A 25,355-nucleotide genomic window follows, 5' to 3' on the forward strand; every position below is an offset into this window, starting at 1 on the left:
AGATACTACATTTATTTTTCTTTTTAATATCTACTCTGTTAAAAAGTATTAATATCTTTGATGTCTTGATTATTAGTGGTCTATGAACTTAATAAACCTAGTATTTATCTACTCGTAACCTACACATGATGTCAATGTTTGAAAAATCTCCTTAACTTTGCAACTGCAATCGAATCGCATTCGGTAGCAAGTGAAATCATGTACAACTAAGAATAAACAACTGTAAGATTTGTAAGATTATGAACTTAAGAATCCGTACATTCTCTATGGAACGTAAAAAACAAAGAACAACGAAAAAGGTATTTATGATTATCGCAGCGATGTGCATGACATCTATTATGGCATCTGCTCAAAAGACCATCAGAGTGTCAACAGACAAGACCGACCTCGTGATGCAGGTTTCTCCTAAGGGTCGCCTCTACCAAGTGTATCTGGGTGACAAGTTGAAGAATCCATCTGATTACAATCATCTGAAGTGGGATGTATATGCGGCTTCTGATGGTTCCGTCTGCCAGCGAGGTCATGAGGTTTATGCAACCTCTGGTGCTGAAGATTTCTTCGAGCCGGCAGTGGCAGTGACCCATGCAGATGGTAATATGACCACCTATTTGTATTACCAGTCTTCTGAAGAAAAGGCTATCAGTGGAGGTGTTGAGACCATCATCACTCTTAAGGACAAGGTGTATCCGCTGACCGTGAAACTCCACTATGCAGCTTACCCTAAGGAGAACGTCATCAAGGCATGGAGCGAAATCTCTCATAAGGAGAAAGCTCCGGTAACGCTTTGGAGATATAGCTCAACAATGCTTTATTTCAAGGCAAACAAGTATTTCGTTACCAATTATCATAGCGACTGGGCTAAGGAAGGCCAGCCTGAAACTTGCCAGTTGACTGCTGGTAAGAAAATTGTTGATACTAAGTTGGGTACCCGTGCAGCCATGCAGGAGGAGCCTTTCTTTGAACTGGGATTCGATGAGCCTGCCAAGGAGAATGAGGGCAAGGTGATGCTTGGAACCATCGGATGGCCTGGCAACTTCCGCTTTACCTTCGAGGTAGATAACGTGGGAGCTCTTCGTGTTATTCCTGCCATCAATCCATACGCCTCTAACTATAAGCTGAAGGCTGGTGAAACGTTCACTACCCCTGAGTTTATCTTTGCCATGAGCGATAATGGTATCGGTGAGGCTTCCCGTAATTTGCACAATTGGGCTCGCCAGTATCAGGTAAACATGGGTATGGAAGATCGCCTTACGCTCTTGAATAACTGGGAGAATACTGGCTTCGACTTCAACCAGCAGAGTCTTGCTGAGTTGATGAAGGATGCCAAGGACCTGGGTGTAGATATGTTCTTGCTTGATGATGGTTGGTTTGCCAACAAGTATCCTCGTAAGGACGACCATGCAGGTCTCGGCGACTGGGAGGCTACCAAGAGCAAACTGCCTGATGGAATACCTGGATTGGTAAGAGATGCCAAGAAGGCTGGTGTAAAGTTTGGTATTTGGATTGAGCCAGAGATGGTGAATCCTAAGAGTGAACTCTTCGAGAAGCATCCTGACTGGGTCATCATGCAGCCAAAGCGTGATACCTATTATTACCGCAACCAGCTGGTACTTGATATCAGTAATCCTAAGGTACAGGATTATGTGTTCGGCATCGTGGATCGCATCATGACAGAGAATCCGGATGTGGCTTACTTCAAGTGGGACTGCAACAGTGTGATTACCAATATCTATTCTCCATATCATAAGGAGAATCAGGGTAATTTCTATATCGATCATGTCCGTGGTATCTACAAGGTGCTTACCCGTATTCATAACAAGTATCCTAAGTTGCCGATGATGCTCTGCTCTGGCGGTGGCGGCAGAATGGATTATGAGATGCTTAAGTATTTCACAGAGTTCTGGTGTTCAGACGATACTGATCCATACGAGCGCCTCTACATCCAGTGGAGCCTGTCGAAGTTCTTCCCAGCCAAGACCATGGGTTCGCATGTAACCAACTGGAACAAGAATACCAGTGTGAAGTTCCGCACCGATGTTTGCAGTTCATGTAAGTTGGGCTTTGATATCGACCTCAAGTCGCTTTCTGGTGATGACTACAAGTTTGTGCAGAATGCTGTCAAGAACTACGATAGCATGAAGCCTATGATTCTCGAGGGCGACCAGTATCGCCTGGTTTCTCCATACGAAGGCAACCATTGTGCCATTAACTATGTAAGTAAGGACAAGCAGCGTGCCGTTCTCTTTGTATACGACTTGCATCCACGCTACAAGGAGCCTGTGATGAATGTGAAGATGCAGGGATTGGATGCCGATAAGGTTTATACCGTAAAGGAGACTAATCTGATACCTGGAAAGGAGTCTGATTTGGAGTGCAATGGCAAGCAGTACAGCGGTGACTATCTGATGAAAGTCGGCTTGAATGTATTCAGCCAGACCGATGGAACGAGCCACGTATTGGTATTAGAATAACGTATCAACTATTCATAATAAAAACGAAAAGCAGCAAAGTCTATACAAATAGGCTTGCTGCTTTTTTAGGTTTCTGTATTTCTTATCCCTAATGAATTTACTTGTTTAGTGGTCTTGCCACAAACTCAGTATGAAGGGTCTCCATCGGATGCTCCTTCAGATTGATGAGGATGTTTGGCGTATTGCCGTTGGCGATGATTACCTTGATGCCGGCATTGGCTACGTCGTGAGCGGTCTTTACTTTCGATGTCATGCCGCCTCTGCCGTGACTGCTCTTGCTGGCAAGGATGTACTCACTGATGTCACGGTCGTAATAAACCGATGGGATGATGCGGGTGGTAGGCTCGCTTGGGTCACCATTGTAGATGCCATCCACATTACTTAATAGAATCAATGTGTCGGCATTCATCATCTTGGCAATCAAGCCAGACAACTCATCGTTATCCGTAAACATCAGCTCGGTGATGCACACGGTATCGTTCTCGTTGACGATAGGGAGTACGTTGTTTTCCAGCATCACCTGCATGCAGGCCTCCTGGTTCTTATACTGCTCTTCGGCACCGAAATTCTCCTTCATGGTCAATACCTGACCAATCTTTATCTTATATTCACGGAAAAGGTTGTAATAGAGACCAACGAGTTTCACCTGTCCGATGGCAGAGAACAGCTGGCGTTGCTCCACGTTGTCCAAATGATGGTCAACATGCAGTTCGGCTCTTCCGGCAGCCACGGCTCCAGAAGAAACCAGAATCACCTCATAGTCGTGTTTTCTGAGCCAGACAATCTGATCCACAATCGCCGACATTCTCGTTACATCCAGTTTTCCGTCTTCTCGGGTCAGCACGTTGCTGCCCACCTTTACTACGATTCTTTTTCCCATTTTATGCCGATATTTAGTTGGAGCAAGGAATCTGTTGTTTCAAATTCCTTGCCCCTTCAATCATTATTTCTTTTTATTGTCTTTTTCCCGAATCTCTACTCTTCGAATCTTGCCGGAGATGGTCTTTGGCAGTTCATCTACGAATTCGATGATGCGAGGATATTTATAAGGAGCAGTCTCATGCTTCACATGATCCTGCAACTTCTTGACGAGATCTGGACCCGCCATACTCTTGTATTCATCCTTCAGTACAACGGTAGCCTTGACTACCATACCGCGGATTGGGTCTGGCACACCGGTGATGGCGCACTCTACTACGGCAGGGTGAGTCATCAGGGCATTCTCTACCTCGAAAGGACCGATGCGGTAACCCGAACTCTTGATCACGTCGTCGATTCTTCCCTCAAACCAGAAGTAGCCTTCCTCATCACGCCAAGCCATATCACCTGTATGATAGAAACCATCGTGCCAAACCGATTTGGTCTGCTTTTCATCGCGATAGTAATATTTGAAGAGACCGATAGGCTTGTCATCGCCGATGCGGATGCAAATCTCGCCCTTTTCACCATCTTCGCATTCCGTCATGTCTGGGCGAAGGATGTGAACATCATATTGTGGGTTTGGCTTGCCCATGCTTCCTGGCTTTGGCTTGATCCAAGGGAAGGTTCCCAATGTCATGGTGGTCTCGGTCTGTCCGAAGCCCTCGTAAATCTGAACACCAGTTAGCTTCTGGAAGGTCTCTGCCACGGATGGGTTCATTGCCTCACCCGCTGTGGTGCAGTATTCAAGACTGCTGAGATCATACTTAGAGAAATCCTCCTGAATCATGAAGCGGTAGATAGTAGGAGGGGCACAGAAAGAGGTGATGTGATACTTCTCAATCTGGCGCATGATCTTATCCGCTGTAAACTTCTCGTGGTCGAAGACGAAGACGGTAGCTCCGGCAAACCATTGTCCGTAGAGCTTGCCCCATACAGCCTTGCCCCAACCGGTATCGGCTACGGTAAGGTGGATGGAGTTCTCGTGGAGATTGTGCCAATATACACCCGTGGTCAGATGACCGAGCGCATAGAGGTGATCGTGTGCCACCATCTTTGGCTCGCCAGTGGTTCCCGATGTGAAGTACATCAGCAGGGTATCTTCGTTAGAGTTTACATGTTCTGGGCGAACGAAAGGAGCACATTCGTTCCATTCCTTCATCCAGTCGTGGAAACCTTCAGGGATATCCGGACCGATACTAATCAATGTCTTGACAGTCGGACTCTCTGGCATTGCCTGATTAACCTGCTCTACCACGTAATCATCGCCGCAGCAGATGATAGCCTTCACGCTTGCTGCATTGTTGCGGTAAATGATGTCGTGCTTGGTAAGCATGTGGGTAGCAGGGATGGCTACGGCACCCAACTTGTGGAGACCGAGCATGGCGAGCCACCACTGATAGTGACGCTTCAGAATCAGCATCACCTTATCATCGTGACCGATGCCGAGACTCTGGAAGTAAGCAGCAGCCTTGTCGCTCTGCTCCTTCAGATCCTTGTATGTAAAACGGATTTCTTCGCCACGTTCACTTGCCCAAAGCAGCGCCACGTGGTCTGGTTTGATCTTTGCCCATTCATCCATCACGTCGTAGGCAAAGTTGAAATCTTCTGGTATGATAAACTCCAGATGCTCCTTGAAGTCTTGCTCTGAAGTGAATTTTGTCTGTTTTAGAAATCTCTCGATCATAGTTACTCTTCTAGATAATTATACAAAGGAACTTGGCTGGCTCATTGTTGAGTGAGCGGAAGCAATGCGACTTTCTACTGTCGAAGTAGATGCTGTCGCCTGGGTTCAGCACCATCACTTTTTCTTCGATGGTTACTTCGAGCTGTCCCTCAATCACATAATCATATTCCTGTCCGTCGTGTCCGTTCTTGTTTGGCTTCTTGTCGCCTGGCAACGGATCCACCTGTACCATGAACGGATTCACCTTTCTATCCTTGAATCCTACGGCAAGGCTCTGGTATTTATACTGGTTGTTGCGGTCTATCTCCGGTCCCTGTCCCTTGCGGGTAACGTAGTATCCCTTCATGCGAGGTTCCTCGCCGAAGAGCAATACGTCAAGGTCGATGCCGTATCGCTTAGAGATTTTTGACAGGCGATAAACAGAAGGATCCGCCTCACCGGATTCTATCTTGAGGTAATGATCAAGACTGATTTCGCACAGTTCTGCAATTTCCTCGGCAGGAATATTGAGAACCTCGCGGAGACCTTTCAGCCTTTCACCGATTTGTTTGATTGCTTCGTCCATAAAATATTCTTTTTATTGTTTGCTTTGATAATACATCGAACAGTTGCTGCTGGGCAATTTCGAAATGTAAGCGCAAAGATACGAAAAATATTTAAAACGGCTCAAAAAACTTACGTTTTTATAACTCTTTGTGCTTATAAAAACGAAAATGCTGCACAAATAAAGTAATCTGTGCAGCATTCATTGTATCATTTTCTTATTTTTTTCCTGCCAATAAACCATTGATTACTGCGCTGGTAAAGCCGCCTTGTTCCATGGTGTTGAGGCCCTTGATGGTGCAGCCGCCAGGAGTTGTTACTTTATCAATGGCAGCCTCTGGGTGTTCGCCAGTTTCCTGAAGCAGCTCTACGGCACCCTTGATGGTCTGCAAGACAATCTTCTGGGCATCCTTAGCCTTGAAGCCCATCTCTACGCCGCCTTCCACATTGGCTCTTACATAGCGCATGGCGTAAGCGATGGCACACGACATAGCGGTAGCTGCTGGGAAGAGACGTTCTTCCATGATGAGGCTTTCGCCCAATTCATCGAAGATTTCTGTAATCTGCTGGATTTCTGTAGCAGATGCATCTACAGGAGTGATGAAGGTCATCGACTGCTTGTAGGCAATGGCGATGTTTGGCATCACGAGGAAGAAGGTTGGGGTGATGCCATCCTTGTCCAGCCACTCCTTGATGTTGGCTGATGGCACACCGGCTGCTACCACTACGAGTTTCTGACTCTTGTAGTTGAGTGCATCCTTGATTCCCTTCAATGTCTTCTCCACGCACCAAGGCTTTACTACCACGCAGATGATGTCTGCGCCATGGCAAGCCAACTGGTTGTCGAGAGTTACGCTGGCTCCTTCGCTTGCGAAGTGATCCAATACTGGTTGGTTATGGTCAGATACCGTAATATCTGATGGAGTGAACTTCTCGCTCTGCAAGAGTCCTTCTGCCATGGCACCGCCCATAGCACCTGCTCCGATAATTGTTATTTTCATTGTCGTCTTATAGTTAAAATGCAATTATGGTGCAAAGATACTACTTTTATCAGAAAAAAGAGCAGTTTATAGACGATTTTTTAAGAAAGTATGCTTGTTTACTGACGATTTTTTAAGAAATTCGCTAGTTTACTCCCATTCTGGAAGTATCCACGTCCTTGGTTCTCTTTTCCTTGTACTTGCCTATCTTATAGATGATGGAGATGGATGCTGATGCCCTTGTTGGCTTATATTGCAAATTCTTTATTCCACCATTTCCGCATACTTCTTGAACAGCTCCGCTACGCATTCACTCTCCGTCATCTTGGTGGAGAAACCATAGGCTGCCATCACGGCTCGGTCGTTCTGACGATGTGCTTGTAAAAGCTCTTTTGGCATGAGTGTCGGGTCGTAGAGGTCGGCGAGAGAAGAGTCGGGATACAATGCCCTCGCATCTAGGATGGCTTGGGCGGATGCCTCTATCTTCGCTTGCTGCTCTGGAGTAGAAGATGGCCATGGGAAGTTGTTATACACCACGTCCTTGCTGTAGCGATAGTCGCTTTTCAAGCGACCGCACACCGCTCGCATCCATGCCATGTGGACGTTCGACTCCAAGATGCCGAAGTGGTAGAGAGTGGCGGAAGGGATTGTTAGAACAGCATCGCTTGCGATGATATTCGGATTGACAAATCCCATTGGAATATATTTTCTGTTTTCCGACGAGTGCCTTGGAACAATAATGTACTCTGTAGTTGAGGCTCTTCTTTCATCAAAGAGGGTTGGCATGTCGGCTTTCTTTCTTGTTGCCTCTTTCTTGCTCTTTAGCCTAAACTCTCTGACGGCTTCCACTCTTTTTCTCACCTCTGGCAATGCTTTAAGTTCTGATGGTGAAGCTCCAACAAGCCAAAGGCACCAACGCTTTTTCTTATTCAAAAACTCTTGCGCACCTACGAATGGACGTATAAATTTGTTGGTATTGGGTTCTTTTGTAATGAAGTCTTCATATTCGTCTGCCTCTATAATCAAGTTGCCATCGTCTGTAGGTTGGCTACCTTTTGTCATAAGCGGAATATCGCAAAGAGCTTTAGTTCTGCTTTCTACGAAAACGTCTGGCGAATCTATCAGATACCCATTGATGTTTTTCGCTTCTATCACCTGTCCGTTGTCAAACAATAATTTTAGCTTGTTGGTAGGAACATCCGAGAATCCTACAATCACGCAATGTACATGTGCTTTCAGGCTAGCTTCGCTATCCCATCTGAAGGTGCGGTAAGCGAAGTCGATATGTACGCCAAACATTTCTTTGAGAGGTTTCCATATCGCTGCAACCTGCTCTCCTTGTGTGATGGAATTGGTGGAAACAAGAGCTGCGTGGATATTAGTGTTCTGCATCATTTGGGCAGCCTTGTAATACCAAGCAGCCACGTAGTCTATCTTGCCAGCTGTCTTATATGGTTTGCCCTTTTCATCCACGAAAATATTGAGCAAGTCAGCTTTTTGTTCCTTGCTCTGCAATGAGTAACCTACAAATGGTGGATTACCTATGATATAATCTAACTCATCTTTCGGACATACCTCCTCCCAGGCAATTCGCAATGAGTTGCCCTCTGTAATGTTAGCGTAGCTCTTCAGAGGCAGGAAGTCGATGTCGTGGTGGATGATCTTCTCTGTCTCTGCCATCATTTGCGCCTCGCTTATCCAGAGAGCGGTGGTGGCTACGGTGACGGCGAAGTCATTGATTTCGATGCCGTAAAATTGATGGATGTTCACCTTGATGGGATTCTCGAAGGCGTTAAGTTGCTCCACGCTGTATATCTGCTTGATAATCTCGTTCTCCAGTCTTCTGAGCGAAAGGTAAGTCTCCGTGAGGAAGTTTCCTGAACCGCACGCCGGGTCGAAGAAACGCAATTCAGCCATCTTGTCTTGCAAGGCATGAAGTTGCTGCATACGTTTCTTGATGTTGCTTTCCTCCAGACAATCATCGAATGTCTTTCTAAGGTCGTTATAAAACAGAGGGTCTATTACCTTATGGATATTCTCTATCGAGGTGTAGTGCATACCTCCTGAGCGTCGAGTCTCTGGATTGAGGGTGCTTTCGAATACTCCACCGAAGATGGTTGGAGAAATCTCGCTCCAGTCGAAATCGAGCGAGGCGTGCTGCAGGAGCGTATCACGCAGTTCGTCGGTGAACTGCGGAATGTCTATATCCTCGGCAAAGAGTCCGCCATTGGTATATGGAAAGGCGGCAAGCGAGGGATTGAGATACTTGCTTCGCTTGTCGGCAGGGGTGTTGAGAACCTCGAAGAGTTGTACCAGAGCCATTCTCATATCTTCCGTCTGATAATGAGCCAAGAAATCATGGAACATATCTCGTTTGCCGAAGATTCCTGCATCCTCAGCATAGAGGCAGAAAACCAACCTCACGCAAAGAATGTTCAGGTAGCGCAGTGATTGAGGGTCATTGGCATCATACTGAGTGATAAAGGCATCATAAAGTTTGCCGACAATCTCGCCAGCTTTCATCGATACCTCCATCTCTCGTTGCAGGTGAATGCCCTGCTGCTCTACCAGGAATTGCAGGCGATAGTACTCCTTCTCCAAGTCTTTGAGGAGAATACGGGATGGCTCACCCTTTGGGTTCTCCATATCATAGACATCAAACTCGGCGAAGTTGCAGGTAACAATCCAGCGAGGTCGCTCGGAGTAGGGCAACACGGCAGAGTATCGCTGTGCCTGCTGGAAGGGGGTTAATAAAGAGCCGTCGCTCTGTTTGATGGCTTGTCGCAAATCCTTGCCCAGTGATTTCTGCTCTATCATCACATGGGTGGAGGGAATCATTCCGTCTATGAAGGATGTATGGTCGAGCTGTGCCTGTTGCTCGAAGGTGATGAACACAGAAGGACTCTCCACCCCGAAAATCTCGGTGAGGAGTTCTATCCAGAATGTCTGGCTCTCGCCCTTCTCATATCCACGGCCTTCCCATTTCTTGGCGAAGGCAGCGGCAGCCATGCTTTGTTGTTTCTCTGTCATGTTCGTAAGTGAAGAGTGAAGAACGAAGAGTGAAGAATTCGTCGGCTACTCTTGCGTTGTCTCTTCCTGTTGGCAAAGGTAATAACTTTTTCTTAAAACGCCAAGAGCAACAGCCAAAAATGTATCGGCTGCCGCTCTATTATTTGCTTTTGACATTTGCTTGCTCAATTAATCTTTTTTTCTTTTTCCTCACTAAATGCCTTTATCATTATTTATAGTCTTTGCAATCTTAACACTACAATAAACGTGCGCCAATGCTATAACAACCGTTAAAAACCAAGTCTTATTTCGAAATTTCATCCGTTTTTTATTCTTTTGTTTCCATTTTAGCGATATTTTTCGTATATTCGCATTCGCAATCGGGAAACCGACAACGCAAAAAATAAAAAATGAATGCAAAAACAAATATCTTATGGCAAAGATTATTGTAAGAAACCAAACGAAAAAAACACTAACCAAAGATGGTGTTGATTACATCTGCATTACCGATATAGCATGGCAGAAGAATCCCATTGAACCCAAAGATGTGGTAAAGAATTGGTTGCGTTCCAAAAACACCTTGGAGTACTTAGGACTTTGAGAGCATTTGAGCCCGATTCGATGGGTGGAACTACCCCATGCTGTAGTATTATTAAATTTTATCAACTATGAATAGTAAGAATTTATACTTTACAATCTTCTCTTTAATCCTTTTAGGATTTATCTTTTCTTGTGCAGAGAATAGTAATAAGTGTAGTCCTTCTTATGCAAGCAACATAGAACAACTTAATGAAAAGTTATATGATTCTTATGCAAATGTTGCAGTAAGGAAAAACAACACAACATCTGATGACATAATAACACCAGAATATTTTGGAGGCTCATATGTCAAGGCAAATAAACTTATTGTCATGGTCAAAAATGGAAGTCCAAAAGGAATAGAAGATATAAAGAAAAGACTAGGCACGGATTCAAATGTGACATTTGTATCTTGTACTTATTCTCTTCAAGAATTAAAAGAATTAAACGCTAAATTGAAAGTATCTTTTGCCAAGAAAGCTGCATTGCGAGACGAAATTGGGTGGGTTGCTGTTGGTATCAGACCTATTCAAAATAGAATTGTCGTATATTTGAATAATGCTTCTAATAAAAATATCTCTAAATTCAAGAATGAAATTTGCAATTCAGATAAAATAATTTTTGATCAGTTGGAAATAGAGCCAATTGAAATACAAAAAGATACAGCAAAAGACGAAAAAGTAGGAAGTCCCTCATAAAAGTGTATGGATAACTCGAAAAGTCCCTCATAAAAGTGTGTTAATCTTCTAAAAAGTCCCTCATAAAAATATGATAGATTTTGCCATTTCATTGTTTTTCAGTCTTTTGCAGCAAGAATACAATAATGATACCATGAGTATATGAAGGAGATGATGTCGCATCGCAACCTTTTTGATGGCTTTTCTGTCTAATAACTAGACAGCAGTGTCAAGTATTTAGACAGGTCATCTTATGACCTTTTTTCTATATATTCTGATAATCAGTCGTTTATGTTTTTGGCATAGCCGTTGCCTTGCTATTTTGCAACAAATAAGAATAGTAACAACATAAAGAATAATAAGACAATGAAAAGACTTGCGTTAGTAGCATCCTTCTGTGGCATTACCATAACACAGATGATGGCACAGAACATCAATGGTGAACAGATTTCCGACACGACCCTATTTGATAAGTTCTCCAAAGAACTTGGCGAAGTGGTGGTGAAAGCTCATCTTCCTCAATATAAGAAGACCCACGAAGGACTGCTGACCAACGTGGCAGGAACCGTGCTTAGCAAGATGGGTACGGCAGAAGATGTATTGAAGCATGTGCCGAGTATCGTGAAGAAGAAAGATGGATATGAGGTGGTCGGCAAGGGTACACCTATTATATATATCAACGGCAGGAAGATGCAAGACATCAGTGAGTTGGATAACATCAAATCTTCTGACATCAAGAGTGTGGAAGTCATCCAGAATCCAGGAGCTACCTACGATGCTTCGGTAAATGCAGTAATCAAAATCAAGACCATCAAGAAGAAAGGAGAAGGTATCGGCTTTGATACTCGCTCTGTGTATTGGTATAATAAGCACGACAATACCATCCAACAGGTTAACATGAACTATCGTCATAATGGACTGAATCTCTTTGCCACTTATAAGTTCTCTGATGCAACATGGATGCAAAAGGCCATCTACGAGCAGACTGTACATGTAGATACGCTTTGGCAACAGCATAACAACAACGAAGTAACTGGTCGCATAGAATCGCACCGTCTTATCAGTGGTTTTAGCTATGATTTCAATGCCAATCATTCCATTGGTGCGAGATACACCTTGACCTCGCCAGGCTATTCTCGCTCAAAAGATTTTTTCGATAGTCAGGTAACTGCCGACGGTAAGTTTTACGACTATATCAAAACCGATGGTCTGACGGTCGACAAGAACAGCCCTAGCCATCAATTGAATGCCTACTACAACGGCACATTGGGCAAGACCACTATTGATCTGAATACCGACCTCTATTTCAGTACAAACAGGGCTTATGCCTATAGCGATGAACAGAGCCAGGAGCACGATTCTCGTAACATCAACTCCAAGAATCGTGTGAGCAATAAGATGGTAGCTACCAAACTCGTAATTACCTCTCCTCTCTTAGGCGGTAATCTCTCCTATGGAGCTGAGTATATCCATACCCGTCGCAACGATGACTACGAAGTGAACCGCACAGACCTCCTCGCCAACTCTTATAGCAAGTTGGAGGAGCAGACGGCAAGTCCATTCATCCAATATGCGCGCCTCACCCCGATAGGAAACATCACGGCAGGGTTGCGATACGAGTATGTAAGATTCAAGTATTATGATGCAGGCATCTATCAGCCCGAGCAGAGTCGCTCCTTCCGTAACCTCTTTCCTACCATCAGCTATGGTGCGAAGGTAGGTAAGGTAATGGCACAGTTGAGCTATTCGGTAAAGACCTCTCGTCCTTCATATAGTCAACTGAGCAACAATGTATCTTATATGAATCGATTTACTCGCCAGACTGGTAATCCTTATCTCGACAACGAAACCAATCACAGAGTGGAATTATCGGGTGTATGGAAGTTCATCCAGTTTATGGTCAACTACAAGGACTCTCGCAATGCCATCATCTATTGGGCGGAGCAAATTCCTGAGAACGAAGCAATTACCATGATAAGTCGTAAGAACGTGAAGAGTCTCAAGAGCATGACCGCCTACATCAGTGCCGCTCCAAAGATAGGCATTTGGGCGCCGCAAATCAACTTGGGCATGCAGAAACCCTGGTTCACCCTCCATACTGATGTGGCATCTTATCGCTTGAATCGTCCTATTTTCATGGGCAACTTCAACAATGCCTTCTCCTTGTCATGCGGCATCACCCTTAACGTGGATTATCGCTATCAGAGCAAGGGTAACACGATGAACGTATATCTTGCCAAAGAGCAGCATGTACTGGATGTCAGCATCAGCAAGTCATTCCTAAAGGATGCCCTTACCTTGGAAATAAAAGGCAACGACCTGCTTTATAAATGTTGGGATGCCGACTTACTCTATAACCAGAAGATGGAACTCCTGCAAGTATCTAAGCGAGGTACGAGAGACCTGCAATTCACCCTTCGCTATAAGTTCAATACCACACGCAGCAAGTACAAGGGAACTGGTGCCGGTAATGCAGAGTTGAATCGACTGTAAATATTTTTTATTACTTTTATTCGAAAGTAGAGACATTTAAGATGATTTCCTATAAGGGGAACAAAAAAGCAGCAAACCGCAAAGGGCTTGCTGCTCACGATAGGAGTGATTCCTATTTCTTTTATGGGTTGAGTTTTCTTTATATCCTTATCTCAATGGGTTTATACTTCCTTCAATACGGTTTCCAATCTTTCGATGAAGTCATCTACATTTTCCTTGGTCAATACCAATGGAGGGAGGATACGGAGGATGTTGGTGCCGGCGCAACCGGTGAAGCAGTGCTGCTCGTGGATGAGCTTGCTGCGAACTTCCTTGTGAGGAATATCGAGTACGGCGCCTACCATCAAACCACGGCCACGAACTTTTGTGATGTGGCTGTTGCGCTTCTGCAACTCCTTCAGCTGGGCAATGAGATATTCACCAACCTCATGCGCATTCTGTACCAGATTCTCCTTCTCGAAAACATCGAGAACGGCGAGAGCGGCAGTACATGCCAGATGGTTGCCACCGAAAGTAGTACCCAGCTGACCATATACAGGAGTAAACTCTGGAGAAATCAATACGCCACCCATAGGGAAACCATTACCTATACCCTTGGCTACGGTGATGAGATCAGGCTTGATGCCCAACCACTGGTGAGCGAAGAACTTACCGCTTCTACCATAACCGCACTGGATTTCATCGCAAATCAGGAAAGTGCCGTATTTCTTGCAGGCTGCCTGCAATCCCTGAGCAAACTCAGGAGTTACCATGTTGCAACCACCTACGCCCTGGATTGCCTCAATGATACAAGCACATACATCGCCCTTGGCGAGTTCCTTCTCCCAAGCCTCCAAATCGTTGATAGGAAGATAGGTTACGTGACCATTGTCATTGATAGGAGCGATGATCTTAGGATTATTTGTTACCTCTACGGCAAGGGATGTTCTGCCGTGGAAAGCCTTCTCTATAGAAAGCACGCGGGTTCTTCCGTTGGTGAATGAAGCCAGCTTCAAGGCATTCTCGTTTGCCTCGGCACCAGAGTTGATGAGGAAGAACTGATAATCTTCATAACCGCTTATCTTGCCCAGACGCTCAGCGAGTTTCACCTGCAACTTGTTGATGACAGAGTTGGAATAGAAACCCAGGTTGTTCAACTGGTTGGTGAGCATCTCCACATAGTGAGGATGGCAATGACCGATGCTGATAACGGCATGACCGCCATAGAGGTCTAGGTATTCCTGCCCCTTGTCGTCCCATACCTTGCAGCCCTGTCCTTTTACAATATTAATATCGAAAAGAGGATATACGTCGTAAAGTTTCATGTTAAATCTATGTTTTAAGAAAGACAACTCATAGAGTTATCTTATTACAAACTATTTTTATGATAGAAGAACGAATGATTTTTCATCCGTTCTTCCGTATTCTTTTATCTAAAATGCTGATGGCTTGAGCTTTAAACCTGCAGTCTGGTCGAGACCAAACATGATGTTCATGTTCTGGACAGCCTGACCTACGGCACCCTTCAAGAGATTGTCGATGCAGGAAGTGATGAGGAGCTTATCGCCATACTTATCCACATGAACCAGGCACTTGTTGGTATTCACCACCTGCTTCAGGTCGATAGCCTTATCCACATAGTGGGTGAACTTGGCATCCTTGTAGAACTCCTTGTAACCGGCTACGATTTCCTCGATTGGCTTGTCGGTCTTCACTACTTCTGTAGCGAAGATGCCACGGGCGAAGTCGCCACGGTAAGGGATGAAGTCGATGGCAGCATCGAGATACCCCTGTGTCTGCTTCAGACTCTCACGAATCTCTGGCACGTGCTGATGGTTGAATGCCTTGTAGATGCTCATGTTGTTGTTGCGCCATGAGAAATGGGTAGTGGCTCCTGGCTTCTGACCAGCGCCGGTGCTACCGGTAATGGCATTGACAGAAACATCGCTGTTGATGAGGCCCATCTTAGCAGCAGGCAACAAACCAAGTTGAATGCAAGTTGCAAAACAACCTGGGTTTGCCACGTGCTGAGCTACGGCTATTTTTGATTCATTTATTTCTGGAAGACCATATACAAAATCGTGAGCGGCTGGGGTTGGCTGCTGGGTAGCAACCACAGTCTCAGGGGCAAGACGGAAGTCTTGTGCCAAATCGATAATCTTCACGTTCTCCGGAACATTGTGCTCCTTCAGGAACGCCTCGCTCTTGCCGTGACCGAAGCAGAAGAAAATGACATCCACCTGGTCGAAAGGCATCTCGGCGGTAAACTTCAAATCAGTCTCGCCATACAATCCCTCGTGAACCTCAGCCACCAGGTTACCGGCATTACTCTCGCTGTTGGCGAATACAATCTCTGCCTCAGGATGGTTGATAAGGAGGCGAATCAACTCACCTCCTGTATAACCTGCTGCTCCTAAAATACCTACTTTTACCATATTATCTTTCCTCGTTAGGGTGCATACCATAATAAACACGGAGTGGGGTAGAGCTTACCTTGATGAAGCCCTTCGCATCCTCTGCGGTCCAACCGTGCTGCATCTCACCATACTCACCGAGCTTAGACTTGGTCAAATCGTCTGGTGAATCGACACCAACAGTCTGGAAGCTAAATGGACGGAGTTTCAGGATAGCTGTACCGTTTACGTTGCGCTGAGAAGAAGTCAGCATTGCCTCGATATCCGGCATTACAGGCTCCAGGTACTGGCTCTCGTGGAGGAACATTCCGTACCAGTTGCCTACCTGGTCCTTCCAATACTGCTGCCACTTGCTCAATGTGCTCTTCTCCAACAGACGGTGAGCCTCGATGATGAGCTTAGGAGCTGCAGCCTCGAAACCTACACGACCCTTGATACCGATGATGGTGTCACCCACGTTGCAGTCGCGACCGATAGCGTAAGATGCACCAATCTCCTCAATCTTCTGGATGGCCGCAATCTTATCATCAAACTTTTCGCCGTTGACAGCCACGATCTCACCCTTCTCGAAGGTAATCTTCAGTTCGGCCTCTTCTTCCTTGGCAGTAACGTGCTTCAGGTAAGCCTCCTCTGGGAGACCTTGGGTTGGGTCGAGAATCTCACCGCCGCAGATACTGGTTCCCCAGATACCTACGTTATATGAATACTTCAACTTGGTGAAGTCTGCATAGAAACCGTGCTCGTTCAGGTAGTCAACCTCCTCCTTACGAGAAAGCGCCTTGTCACGTGTCAAGGTGATAATCTCTACACCAGGAGCCATCACCAGGAAGGTCATGTCGAAACGAATCTGGTCGTTGCCGGCACCTGTACTTCCGTGAGCGATAGCATCTGCACCAATCTCCTTGGCGTAACGTGCGATGGCGATAGCCTGGAAGATACGCTCAGAAGATACTGAAATAGGGTAGCAGTTGTTGCGGAGCACATTACCGAAAATCATGTATTTCAATGATTTCTCGTAATACTCGTGGGTAACGTCGAGAGTGACGTATGCCTTGGCACCCAACTTATATGCGTTCTCCTCGTTGGTCTTCAACTGCTCGGCAGAGAAACCACCTGTGTTAGCGCATGCTGCATAAACATCCCAGCCATCCTGGGTCAACTTCATTACTGTGTATGATGTATCGAGACCGCCGCTAAAAGCGACTACAACTTTTTTATTTGCCATTTTATTTTATGTTTAATATGTGGTGAATAATGTTTAGATGGCATTCTTGCCAACACCTTAAATTATATGTAAGGATTTAAATTTCTGCAGATGGACCGTCAATCTTGCGGATTCTCTCAATCACTTCCTGAGGAAGCTTGATAGGCAGATGTTCTTCTGGGTCGAAGAGCATGGCGGTGCAGATGCAGTATTTGCGGTTGGTACGATGGAGAACATCTACGTTGATGCAACCCTCGCAACCACGCCAGAATGACTCATCATCGGTCAGGTCGGCGAAAGTAACAGGAAGATAACCCAGCTGGGTGTTCATCTTCATGACAGCCGAACCGGATGTCAAAGAGAAAATCTTGGCATGAGGCCATCGCTGTCGGGCAAGCGTAAAGGTAAGGTTCTTGATGCGTTTAGCCAGTCCCATACCACGGAAGTCTGGGTGAACGATCAAACCTGATGTGGTAACATAGTGCTTGTTGCCCCATGTTTCGATGTAGCTGAAACCTGCGAACTTTTCGCCCTGGAGAGCGATGACCGCCTTGGCTTCGCGCATTTTGGTGGCAACATACTCTGGTGAACGCTTGGCGATACCAGAACCACGCTTCTTTGCAGCTTCTGCAATTGTAGTCAGAATGGTGTCGATGTACTTGATGTGACTTTCGTCAGCCACCATTACTTTAACTTCTGCTTCTTCCATTTTTTCTCTTCTATCTTAAAATGTTTTTGTTTTAATATTCTTTCTTTATATATAATAAGGTGTATGCTTTGCATAAAAATGCAACTACCTTATATATATTTATGGTGAACGTCTGGAATTACCTCTGCTAGTGCATTGATGATTTCCTCTTCTGTGGTACCTTTCTTTTTAACCAGGAAGATAGTGTCGTCACCGGCGATGGTTCCAAGAATTTGAGAAATATCACTATTGTCTATGTTATAGGCAATGCTGCTTGCATATCCAGGACGTGTTTTGATCACGACCATGTTCCCGGAGAAGTTGATTGATTGGAATCCGGTATTCACCATCATCTTGCTCACTGGAATATGGTTTGATACTCTCTTATATAATGTATCGTTGGGCAGGACATACGCATATTTTCCACTCGAAGATGCTGCCTTTGCTACCTTGAGCAGTTTTAAGTCACGGCTCAATGTTGCTTGCGTAATCTTAAAGCCTTCTTTGTGAAGAGCCTCCAAAAGTTGGTCTTGCGAACTTAACTCCTGACTTGATATAAGCATCTTCAAAGTTTCCAATCTGCTGTTCTTTGCCTTCATATGCTGTATTTTTATTCGTTTAACGGCTGCAAAATTACAATATATTTTGCAAATAACCAAATAAAATGAAAGAAAAATGCATAAAATAACATTATTTTGTCTTTCGTTATGCATAAACGTGGAATAAATATGCATGTATTACCTTCTTTTATACAAATATTCTACACTTGGCTTTTGATGCAGAATAGCCTTTTTATCCATTTTAAGCTAATTATTGTAAATTATTGAAAAAAAGTCTACGGAAACCGCATCGGTTCAATTAGTTTTTGTTATCTTTGCAGACACAATTCTTAGATTATAATCAACTTAATATAAAATAAACCTTTAGAAGATGGAAAAAATTAATGTTAAACCAGCAGAAGGTAAGCTGGGAATCTTGGTTGTTGGTTGTGGCGCAGTAGCTACTACCTTCATGACCGGTGTTTTCATGACTCGTAAGGGACTTGCAAAGCCAGTAGGTTCAATGACTCAGTACGATAAGATTCGTGTCGGCAAGGGTGCAGACAAGAAATATTTGCACTACAAGGACATCGTTCCACTTGCTGACCTTAATGATATCGTATTCGGTACTTGGGATGTTTATCCGCAGAATGCTTATCAGGCAGCTATGTATGCTGAGGTATTGAAGGAGAAAGATATCAATCCTGTACGCGAGGAGTTGGAGAAGGTAGTACCAATGAAGGCTGCTTTCGACAAGAACTATGCAAAGCGTCTTGATGGCGATAATGTGAAAGATTGCAAGACTCGCTGGGAGATGGTAGAGGCTCTTCGTCAGGATATCCGCGACTTCAAGGAGAAGAACGGTTGTGCCCGTATCGTTGTTATCTGGGCAGCATCTACCGAAATCTATGTTCCTGTAGATATGGAGATTCATGGTACATTGGCAGCACTTGAGGCTGCAATGAAGGCTGACGACCGCCAGCATGTAGCTCCATCCATGTGCTACGCTTATGCTGCTTTGACAGAGGGTGCTCCTTTCATCATGGGTGCTCCTAATACAACTGTTGATATTCCTGCTATGTGGGAACTCGCAGAGAAGACCAAGATGCCTATCGCCGGTAAGGACTTCAAGACAGGCCAGACTCTTGTCAAGAGTGGCTTCGCTCCTATCATCGGTACCCGTTGTCTCGGCTTGAATGGCTGGTTCTCTACCAATATTCTCGGCAACCGTGATGGTCTCGTTCTCGATGAACCTGCTAATTTCCATACCAAGGAGGTAAGTAAACTCTCTACTCTTGAGACAATCCTGAAACCTGAAGCTCAGCCAGATCTCTATGGTCATGGTAACGATGAAGATACCCAGTACTATCATAAGGTACGTATCAACTATTATCCACCTCGCAACGATAACAAGGAGGGTTGGGATAATATCGATATCTTCGGCTGGATGGGTTACCCAATGCAGATTAAGATTAACTTCCTCTGCCGTGACTCAATCCTTGCTGCTCCATTGCTACTCGACCTTACATTGTTGAGCGATCTTGCTGCTCGTGCAGGCCGTTTCGGAATCCAGCGTTTCTTGAGTTTCTTCCTTAAGGCACCTATGCACGATTATACTAAGGGTGAAGAGCCTGTAAACCATCTCTACCAGCAGTATACGATGCTGAAGAATGCTATCCGTGAGATGGGAGGTTACGAGGCCGATGAGGAAATCGACTAATCAGGTTATTTCATTTAATACTACACCTTATTATATATAAGGCATTAAATTTATATCATGGCACACCTTTGGAATGTTAGAATATCTCTCCATAGGTGTGCCTTTTTGTTTATTTATATAGAAAGTAGACATGGATTCGGTAACGAGTTTTATTTATGGTATGAGCATGATGTTCTTCTCCATGATGGCATTCCTGTTTTGGAGAAAAGGAAAGGAGATGCTCTTTCGGATGATTATGTGGCTCATGATTGTGGTCGACCTGCAGTTGGTAAAGGACCTGGTTTTCTTTCTGATTTATGGTTTTGACAACGAGCATGCGTGGTATCTTACGTCTTCGTTGGATATGATGATTATTCCGTTCTACAGCTTTGTGTTGATGGAACTGGTGAAGCCGGGCTGGTTCGGATGGGTGAAAGCTTTGATGCTGGAATTGCCTTTCCTCTTGTTGCCGGTGTTCTATATTTTTACCCATAATATCATCTGGTTTTATGTGCTTTCTGCCTGGGGAGCCATTTATGGATTCTCTACCTTTATATTGCTTTTCTTTATGATTCGGAGGTATCACCGCCAGCTGAAAGAGCGCTTTTCTTATCAGGAAAATATTAATCTGAATTGGCTTCTTGCCATTCTCAATACCTTCTTCCTGATTCTGTTTTTATGGACGCTGAGCTGTTTCGTTATTAATGTGGATTACGACAATATCTATATGGTAAGCTCTCTGATACTCTGGATGCTGATAGATTATTTTGTTTATAGGCATGAGTCAGTGATAGAAGAGTTGAGCGATATTGAAATTGTACCGTTAGAGCAGAACGAAGTAGATGTTTCAGGGATGGCTGCTGAGGTGCAGCGGTTGTTCGAGGAAGATAAAATCTATCTCAATCCGAAACTGAAATTGTCTGATGTGGCGCTGGCTGTAGGTACGAACCGTACTTATCTGAGTCGCTATTTTAACCGACAGAATGGGCAGACGTTTTATGATTATGTGAATTCTTATCGTATACAGTATGCTGAGAACTTGTTGAAGTCAACGAACTTTCCTTTACCGGAAATCGCCATCAAATCGGGATTTAATTCTATTTCTACGTTCAGAAGAGTATTTTTTGCCTCTTTTGGTTGCTCTCCTAATAAATATAGAGTAAATGCATAAGTTGTTGGTGTTTAGGTGGTTTGTAAAAATCAGTGGTACACTGAAAAATGTCAAAAGACACTTTTTGTCCATTTGAAACTTATTTTTGCTATTTTGAAACCATAGTTCTCAATTTTTTTTCTATCTTTGCACCATAGAACTTTTTGAAGAGAATATAACTCTAGCATTTACTTTTTCTAGGAATTAAAAAATAAAGGTTGGCCAACCCGTTGAGGGCAAGCCAACCTTTCTCGTTATGTATGTTATTCTTTGTTTTTTTACTTTATTCCCGGTTCCCGTTTTCATTATTCCTTGTTACTGCCTCCGAAGATGCGGAGCAAGTAGAGGAAGAGATTGATAAAGTCGAGATACAGAGTCAAGGCTCCGATGAGTGCCAGTTTCTGTGCGCCCTCGCTCATGTCGTATTGTGTCTGGAGCATCTGCTTGATCTTCTGACTGTCCCAAGCGGTCAAGCCAACGAAGATGGCTACGCCGGCGTAACTCAAAATGTAATCAAACCCAGAACTCTTCAAGAACATGTTTACTATGGTAGCGATAATCAGACCAATCAGCGCCATGAAGAGTATTTTTCCTAAAGAGGTCAAATCCTTCCTGGTAGTGTAACCATAGAAAGCCATCGCTCCGAATGTGCCGGCTGTAATAAAAAATACCTTGGCAATACTTGTCATCGTATAAACTACGAATACGGATGAAAGCATGGCACCATTCAAAACCGAGTAGACGATGAAGAGTAGGGTGGCCGTAGTCAGGGAGAGTCTCTGTAGGGCACCGGTAATGATGAATACCAGGGCGAGCTCTGCGATAATCAGACCAAAGAGCAAGCCGCGGCTTGTCATCAAGGTCATCAGCAGGGTAGGACTACTAGCTACACCATAGGCAGTAACGCCCGTAATCAGGAGAGCTAAGGTCATCCATGTATACACTTTGCGCATCAAAGCAGAGAAAACCCCGCTTATACCTCGCTCTTTCTCATTAACAGCAAAGCCATTGCTCTGCTGGTTGTTCTGACTATTTATCAGATTGTACATTTCCTTTTCTGTCATAATTCTATTTTCTTTTGTTATTTATGGTCTATTGAATAATATAATAAGCGCAAAGATAATGCCATTTATTGAAACGAACGATAATCTCTGCGCTTTATTAACATTTATTCCGTAATTTTACGTCATTCTCAGACCCTTTATCAGGATATGATAGTTGCCGCTAGGAATGATGGTGATGTCTGACTTCATGTCAGTCTCCTTGCGGTTGAAACTGATCTGCCATTGCCATCTTAATCTCTTATCTTCTCTTTCTTCTACCACTCTCATACGCTATTCGTTTTATTTCGAATGCAAAGATACGTCTTTTCCGTTTTCTACCTATGCGATTTGTGCGATTTGCGTGGATTCGGGAAATAAAGTGCGAAAAATATCATGGAATCATTCAGAAGAATATCTCCGAAGGATACGAAATTATCTCCGAAAGATAGCACAATATCTCCGAAGGATAAGAAAATATCTCCGAAGGATAGCAGAATATCTCCGAAGGATAAACCCAGAAGACAAATGTAGGTAATCCGATGACGAAGATATGGAAACTGGGTTGTGGCAACGAGGTGAAGGGTGAAGGGTATATTTTAAATCTTATATTATATTCTTTTTTTAGGGTTTTTCCGATTTTTGACCCTAGGGTACCCTTTCATTTTTCCCTTGCCGCGCGTATATATAAAAAAGAGTTTTCAAACCTTCACCCTTCACCTTTTTATTTAACGTTTTATGTGTCAAATAGTTACGGGTGAAGGGTGGTGAAGGGTGTTTTGTGTATTTTATAAACATATTTTAAGAATCCAGCCTGTTTTTACATATTTTAAGCGTTTATTTTGGGTTCCGAAAGAGGCATTTTTTTTAGAGAGTCCTCTTTTTTTTATGATTTCTTTCTGCAGAAACTCCTAGAAACTTAGTTTAATCGGTATCCTTGATGTATAAGCCGTTAAAATATTATCAGCGAAATAAAGTTAATGGCTATGGATAAGCGTAAACTTCTAAAATATAAGTTATCTTAAAAACATTATAACCTTTTATAGTATTGTCAGCGAAATAAAGTTAATGGCTACGGATAAGCGTCAATTTTTAAATATAAATTAACTGAATTTTCGCATGTGGTTCAAGAACCTTTCAGGGCGTATGGGACAAAACTTGCGAAACTTGAGTAAATTAACTGAAAAGCATTATAACCTTAAATAGTATTGTGCGCTTGCGTATACGCCTAAGTGTGTGCACAGGCAGGCGCATATATATAATAATGTAAGCAGCTAAAATCTCTTGCGTAAAGTCTTTATAGATGTTAAAAACCGACTAAAAAAGCAACTTTTTTGCGAAAAGATTTGGCGGAATGAAAAATAGTTAGTACTTTTGCACTCGCTTTTGAGAAATACGCTTTCTCTTAGCGATTAAAGAAAGAGTTCTTTGAAAGATTTTACATAAACAGACAAGTAGTACAAGAAGCGGTTAACTTCTTAGAAATAAGAAAGTTGACTGGGTAGAAGAAACGAACCGTCAAGCAATTGACAAGTCAGGTTTACTAAGCTTCAATAAACGAAAAGGATATTCGTCCTAAGTACAGACAACAAACACCGATTGCTTCAGCAATGAGGCAAGAAGTAAAAATGATATTTTACAATGGAGAGTTTGATCCTGGCTCAGGATGAACGCTAGCTACAGGCTTAACACATGCAAGTCGAGGGGAAACGATATTGGAAGCTTGCTTCCGATAGGCGTCGACCGGCGCACGGGTGAGTAACGCGTATCCAACCTGCCCATCACTTGGGGATAACCTTGCGAAAGTAAGACTAATACCCAATGACGTCTCTAGAAGACATCTGAAAGAGATTAAAGATTTATCGGTGATGGATGGGGATGCGTCTGATTAGCTTGTTGGCGGGGTAACGGCCCACCAAGGCGACGATCAGTAGGGGTTCTGAGAGGAAGGTCCCCCACATTGGAACTGAGACACGGTCCAAACTCCTACGGGAGGCAGCAGTGAGGAATATTGGTCAATGGACGAGAGTCTGAACCAGCCAAGTAGCGTGCAGGATGACGGCCCTATGGGTTGTAAACTGCTTTTATAAGGGAATAAAGTGAGTCTCGTGAGACTTTTTGCATGTACCTTATGAATAAGGACCGGCTAATTCCGTGCCAGCAGCCGCGGTAATACGGAAGGTCCGGGCGTTATCCGGATTTATTGGGTTTAAAGGGAGCGTAGGCCGGAGATTAAGCGTGTTGTGAAATGTAGACGCTCAACGTCTGCACTGCAGCGCGAACTGGTTTCCTTGAGTACGCACAAAGTGGGCGGAATTCGTGGTGTAGCGGTGAAATGCTTAGATATCACGAAGAACTCCGATTGCGAAGGCAGCTCACTGGAGCGCAACTGACGCTGAAGCTCGAAAGTGCGGGTATCGAACAGGATTAGATACCCTGGTAGTCCGCACGGTAAACGATGGATGCCCGCTGTTGGTCTGAATAGGTCAGCGGCCAAGCGAAAGCATTAAGCATCCCACCTGGGGAGTACGCCGGCAACGGTGAAACTCAAAGGAATTGACGGGGGCCCGCACAAGCGGAGGAACATGTGGTTTAATTCGATGATACGCGAGGAACCTTACCCGGGCTTGAATTGCAGAGGAAGGATTTGGAGACAATGACGCCCTTCGGGGCCTCTGTGAAGGTGCTGCATGGTTGTCGTCAGCTCGTGCCGTGAGGTGTCGGCTTAAGTGCCATAACGAGCGCAACCCCTCTCCTTAGTTGCCATCAGGTGAAGCTGGGCACTCTGGGGACACTGCCACCGTAAGGTGTGAGGAAGGTGGGGATGACGTCAAATCAGCACGGCCCTTACGTCCGGGGCTACACACGTGTTACAATGGCAGGTACAGAGAGACGGTCGTACGCAAGTACGATCAAATCCTTAAAGCCTGTCTCAGTTCGGACTGGGGTCTGCAACCCGACCCCACGAAGCTGGATTCGCTAGTAATCGCGCATCAGCCATGGCGCGGTGAATACGTTCCCGGGCCTTGTACACACCGCCCGTCAAGCCATGAAAGCCGGGGGCGCCTAAAGTCCGTGACCGTAAGGAGCGGCCTAGGGCGAAACTGGTAATTGGGGCTAAGTCGTAACAAGGTAGCCGTACCGGAAGGTGCGGCTGGAACACCTCCTTTCTGGAGAGACGAATATTGAGAGAATGTTGAGTGTTGAATGTTGAATGTTGAGTTCTCATTCTTGCTTACTTCTATATTTGTTGAGATAGTGACTGATTAAAGTTCGCTTCTCTTC

At 44.4% G+C, this 25,355-nt stretch carries 17 protein-coding genes, 1 rRNA gene and 1 pseudogene; 7 read left to right on the top strand and 12 right to left on the bottom strand.

From position 1 onward, the window contains the following. Positions 1-266 precede the first annotated feature (266 nt). The gene (locus ONT18_RS14300; RefSeq protein WP_437183741.1) at positions 267-2,471 is read left to right on the top strand and encodes an alpha-galactosidase; all 2,205 of its coding nucleotides are present in this window, start codon (positions 267-269) and stop codon (positions 2,469-2,471) included. Positions 2,472-2,580: 109 nt separating this feature from the next. Here ONT18_RS14300 and proB read toward each other — a convergent pair. The 5 genes and pseudogenes from proB to ONT18_RS14325 all read right to left on the bottom strand — a co-directional run. Then, positions 2,581-3,351 (bottom strand): annotated as a pseudogene (gene proB, locus ONT18_RS14305) (glutamate 5-kinase); the annotation flags it as partial. Positions 3,352-3,414: 63 nt separating this feature from the next. Further along, complete coding sequence (locus ONT18_RS14310; protein WP_264906328.1) at positions 3,415-5,076, bottom strand: AMP-binding protein; 1,662 nt, start codon at positions 5,074-5,076, stop codon at positions 3,415-3,417. Positions 5,077-5,086: 10 nt separating this feature from the next. Continuing rightward, the gene (locus ONT18_RS14315) at positions 5,087-5,641 is read right to left on the bottom strand and encodes a helix-turn-helix domain-containing protein (protein ID WP_006847542.1); all 555 of its coding nucleotides are present in this window, start codon (positions 5,639-5,641) and stop codon (positions 5,087-5,089) included. Between the two features lie 196 nt (positions 5,642-5,837). Next, complete coding sequence (locus ONT18_RS14320; protein ID WP_006847541.1) at positions 5,838-6,620, bottom strand: pyrroline-5-carboxylate reductase family protein; 783 nt, start codon at positions 6,618-6,620, stop codon at positions 5,838-5,840. Positions 6,621-6,863: 243 nt separating this feature from the next. Next, positions 6,864-9,629 (bottom strand): DNA methyltransferase, encoded by a 2,766-nt coding sequence (locus ONT18_RS14325; RefSeq protein WP_264906330.1) that lies wholly within the window; start codon positions 9,627-9,629, stop codon positions 6,864-6,866. A 412-nt stretch (positions 9,630-10,041) separates the two neighbouring features. On the opposite strand from ONT18_RS14325, the gene ONT18_RS14330 reads away from it, so the two are divergent. The 3 genes from ONT18_RS14330 (at position 10,042) to ONT18_RS14340 (ending at position 13,357) form a co-directional block, all read left to right on the top strand. Continuing rightward, complete coding sequence (locus tag ONT18_RS14330) at positions 10,042-10,209, top strand: KilA-N domain-containing protein (RefSeq protein ID WP_264906332.1); 168 nt, start codon at positions 10,042-10,044, stop codon at positions 10,207-10,209. 67 nt (positions 10,210-10,276) lie between these two features. Next, entirely contained in the window at positions 10,277-10,885 is a 609-nt protein-coding gene (locus ONT18_RS14335; RefSeq protein ID WP_264906334.1) for a hypothetical protein, read from the top strand. Between the two features lie 345 nt (positions 10,886-11,230). Continuing rightward, entirely contained in the window at positions 11,231-13,357 is a 2,127-nt protein-coding gene (locus ONT18_RS14340; protein ID WP_264906336.1) for a TonB-dependent receptor domain-containing protein, read from the top strand. A gap of 161 nt (positions 13,358-13,518) precedes the next feature. Here ONT18_RS14340 and ONT18_RS14345 read toward each other — a convergent pair whose 3' ends face one another. The 5 genes from ONT18_RS14345 to argR form a co-directional block, all read right to left on the bottom strand. Then, positions 13,519-14,661 carry an aspartate aminotransferase family protein gene (locus ONT18_RS14345; RefSeq protein ID WP_264906338.1) on the bottom strand — a complete coding sequence of 381 codons (1,143 nt, stop codon included), beginning with the start codon at positions 14,659-14,661 and terminating at the stop codon, positions 13,519-13,521. A 108-nt stretch (positions 14,662-14,769) separates the two neighbouring features. Further along, positions 14,770-15,771, bottom strand: coding sequence for an N-acetyl-gamma-glutamyl-phosphate reductase (gene argC / locus ONT18_RS14350; protein ID WP_117662207.1), 1,002 nt, complete (start codon positions 15,769-15,771; stop codon positions 14,770-14,772). 1 nt (position 15,772) lies between these two features. Continuing rightward, positions 15,773-16,975 carry an argininosuccinate synthase gene (locus tag ONT18_RS14355; RefSeq protein ID WP_234564816.1) on the bottom strand — a complete coding sequence of 401 codons (1,203 nt, stop codon included), beginning with the start codon at positions 16,973-16,975 and terminating at the stop codon, positions 15,773-15,775. Between the two features lie 76 nt (positions 16,976-17,051). Further along, a complete protein-coding gene (locus ONT18_RS14360; RefSeq protein WP_022121132.1) occupies positions 17,052-17,663 on the bottom strand; it encodes a GNAT family N-acetyltransferase in 612 nt (203 codons plus the stop codon). A gap of 89 nt (positions 17,664-17,752) precedes the next feature. Beyond that, a complete protein-coding gene (gene argR / locus ONT18_RS14365; RefSeq protein ID WP_022121134.1) occupies positions 17,753-18,241 on the bottom strand; it encodes an arginine repressor in 489 nt (162 codons plus the stop codon). A gap of 331 nt (positions 18,242-18,572) precedes the next feature. Between argR and ONT18_RS14370 the strand changes: the two genes are divergently transcribed. Together ONT18_RS14370 and ONT18_RS14375 are read left to right on the top strand one after the other, a co-directional pair. After that, positions 18,573-19,901: an inositol-3-phosphate synthase gene (locus ONT18_RS14370; RefSeq protein WP_264906343.1), complete on the top strand. Its 1,329-nt coding sequence runs from the start codon at positions 18,573-18,575 to the stop codon at positions 19,899-19,901. 130 nt (positions 19,902-20,031) lie between these two features. Continuing rightward, complete coding sequence (locus ONT18_RS14375) at positions 20,032-21,051, top strand: helix-turn-helix domain-containing protein (protein ID WP_264906345.1); 1,020 nt, start codon at positions 20,032-20,034, stop codon at positions 21,049-21,051. A gap of 284 nt (positions 21,052-21,335) precedes the next feature. On the opposite strand, the gene ONT18_RS14380 is transcribed toward ONT18_RS14375, so the two are convergent. Continuing rightward, entirely contained in the window at positions 21,336-22,094 is a 759-nt protein-coding gene (locus ONT18_RS14380) for a Bax inhibitor-1/YccA family protein (RefSeq protein WP_264906347.1), read from the bottom strand. A 117-nt stretch (positions 22,095-22,211) separates the two neighbouring features. Further along, complete coding sequence (locus ONT18_RS14385; protein ID WP_264906349.1) at positions 22,212-22,361, bottom strand: hypothetical protein; 150 nt, start codon at positions 22,359-22,361, stop codon at positions 22,212-22,214. 1,347 nt (positions 22,362-23,708) lie between these two features. On the opposite strand from ONT18_RS14385, the gene ONT18_RS14390 reads away from it, so the two are divergent. Next, positions 23,709-25,240 (top strand): 16S ribosomal RNA (locus ONT18_RS14390). Positions 25,241-25,355: the final 115 nt, after the last annotated feature.

Source organism: Segatella copri, assembly GCF_026015295.1.
GTDB classification, from domain to species: Bacteria; Bacteroidota; Bacteroidia; order Bacteroidales; family Bacteroidaceae; genus Prevotella; species Prevotella copri_C.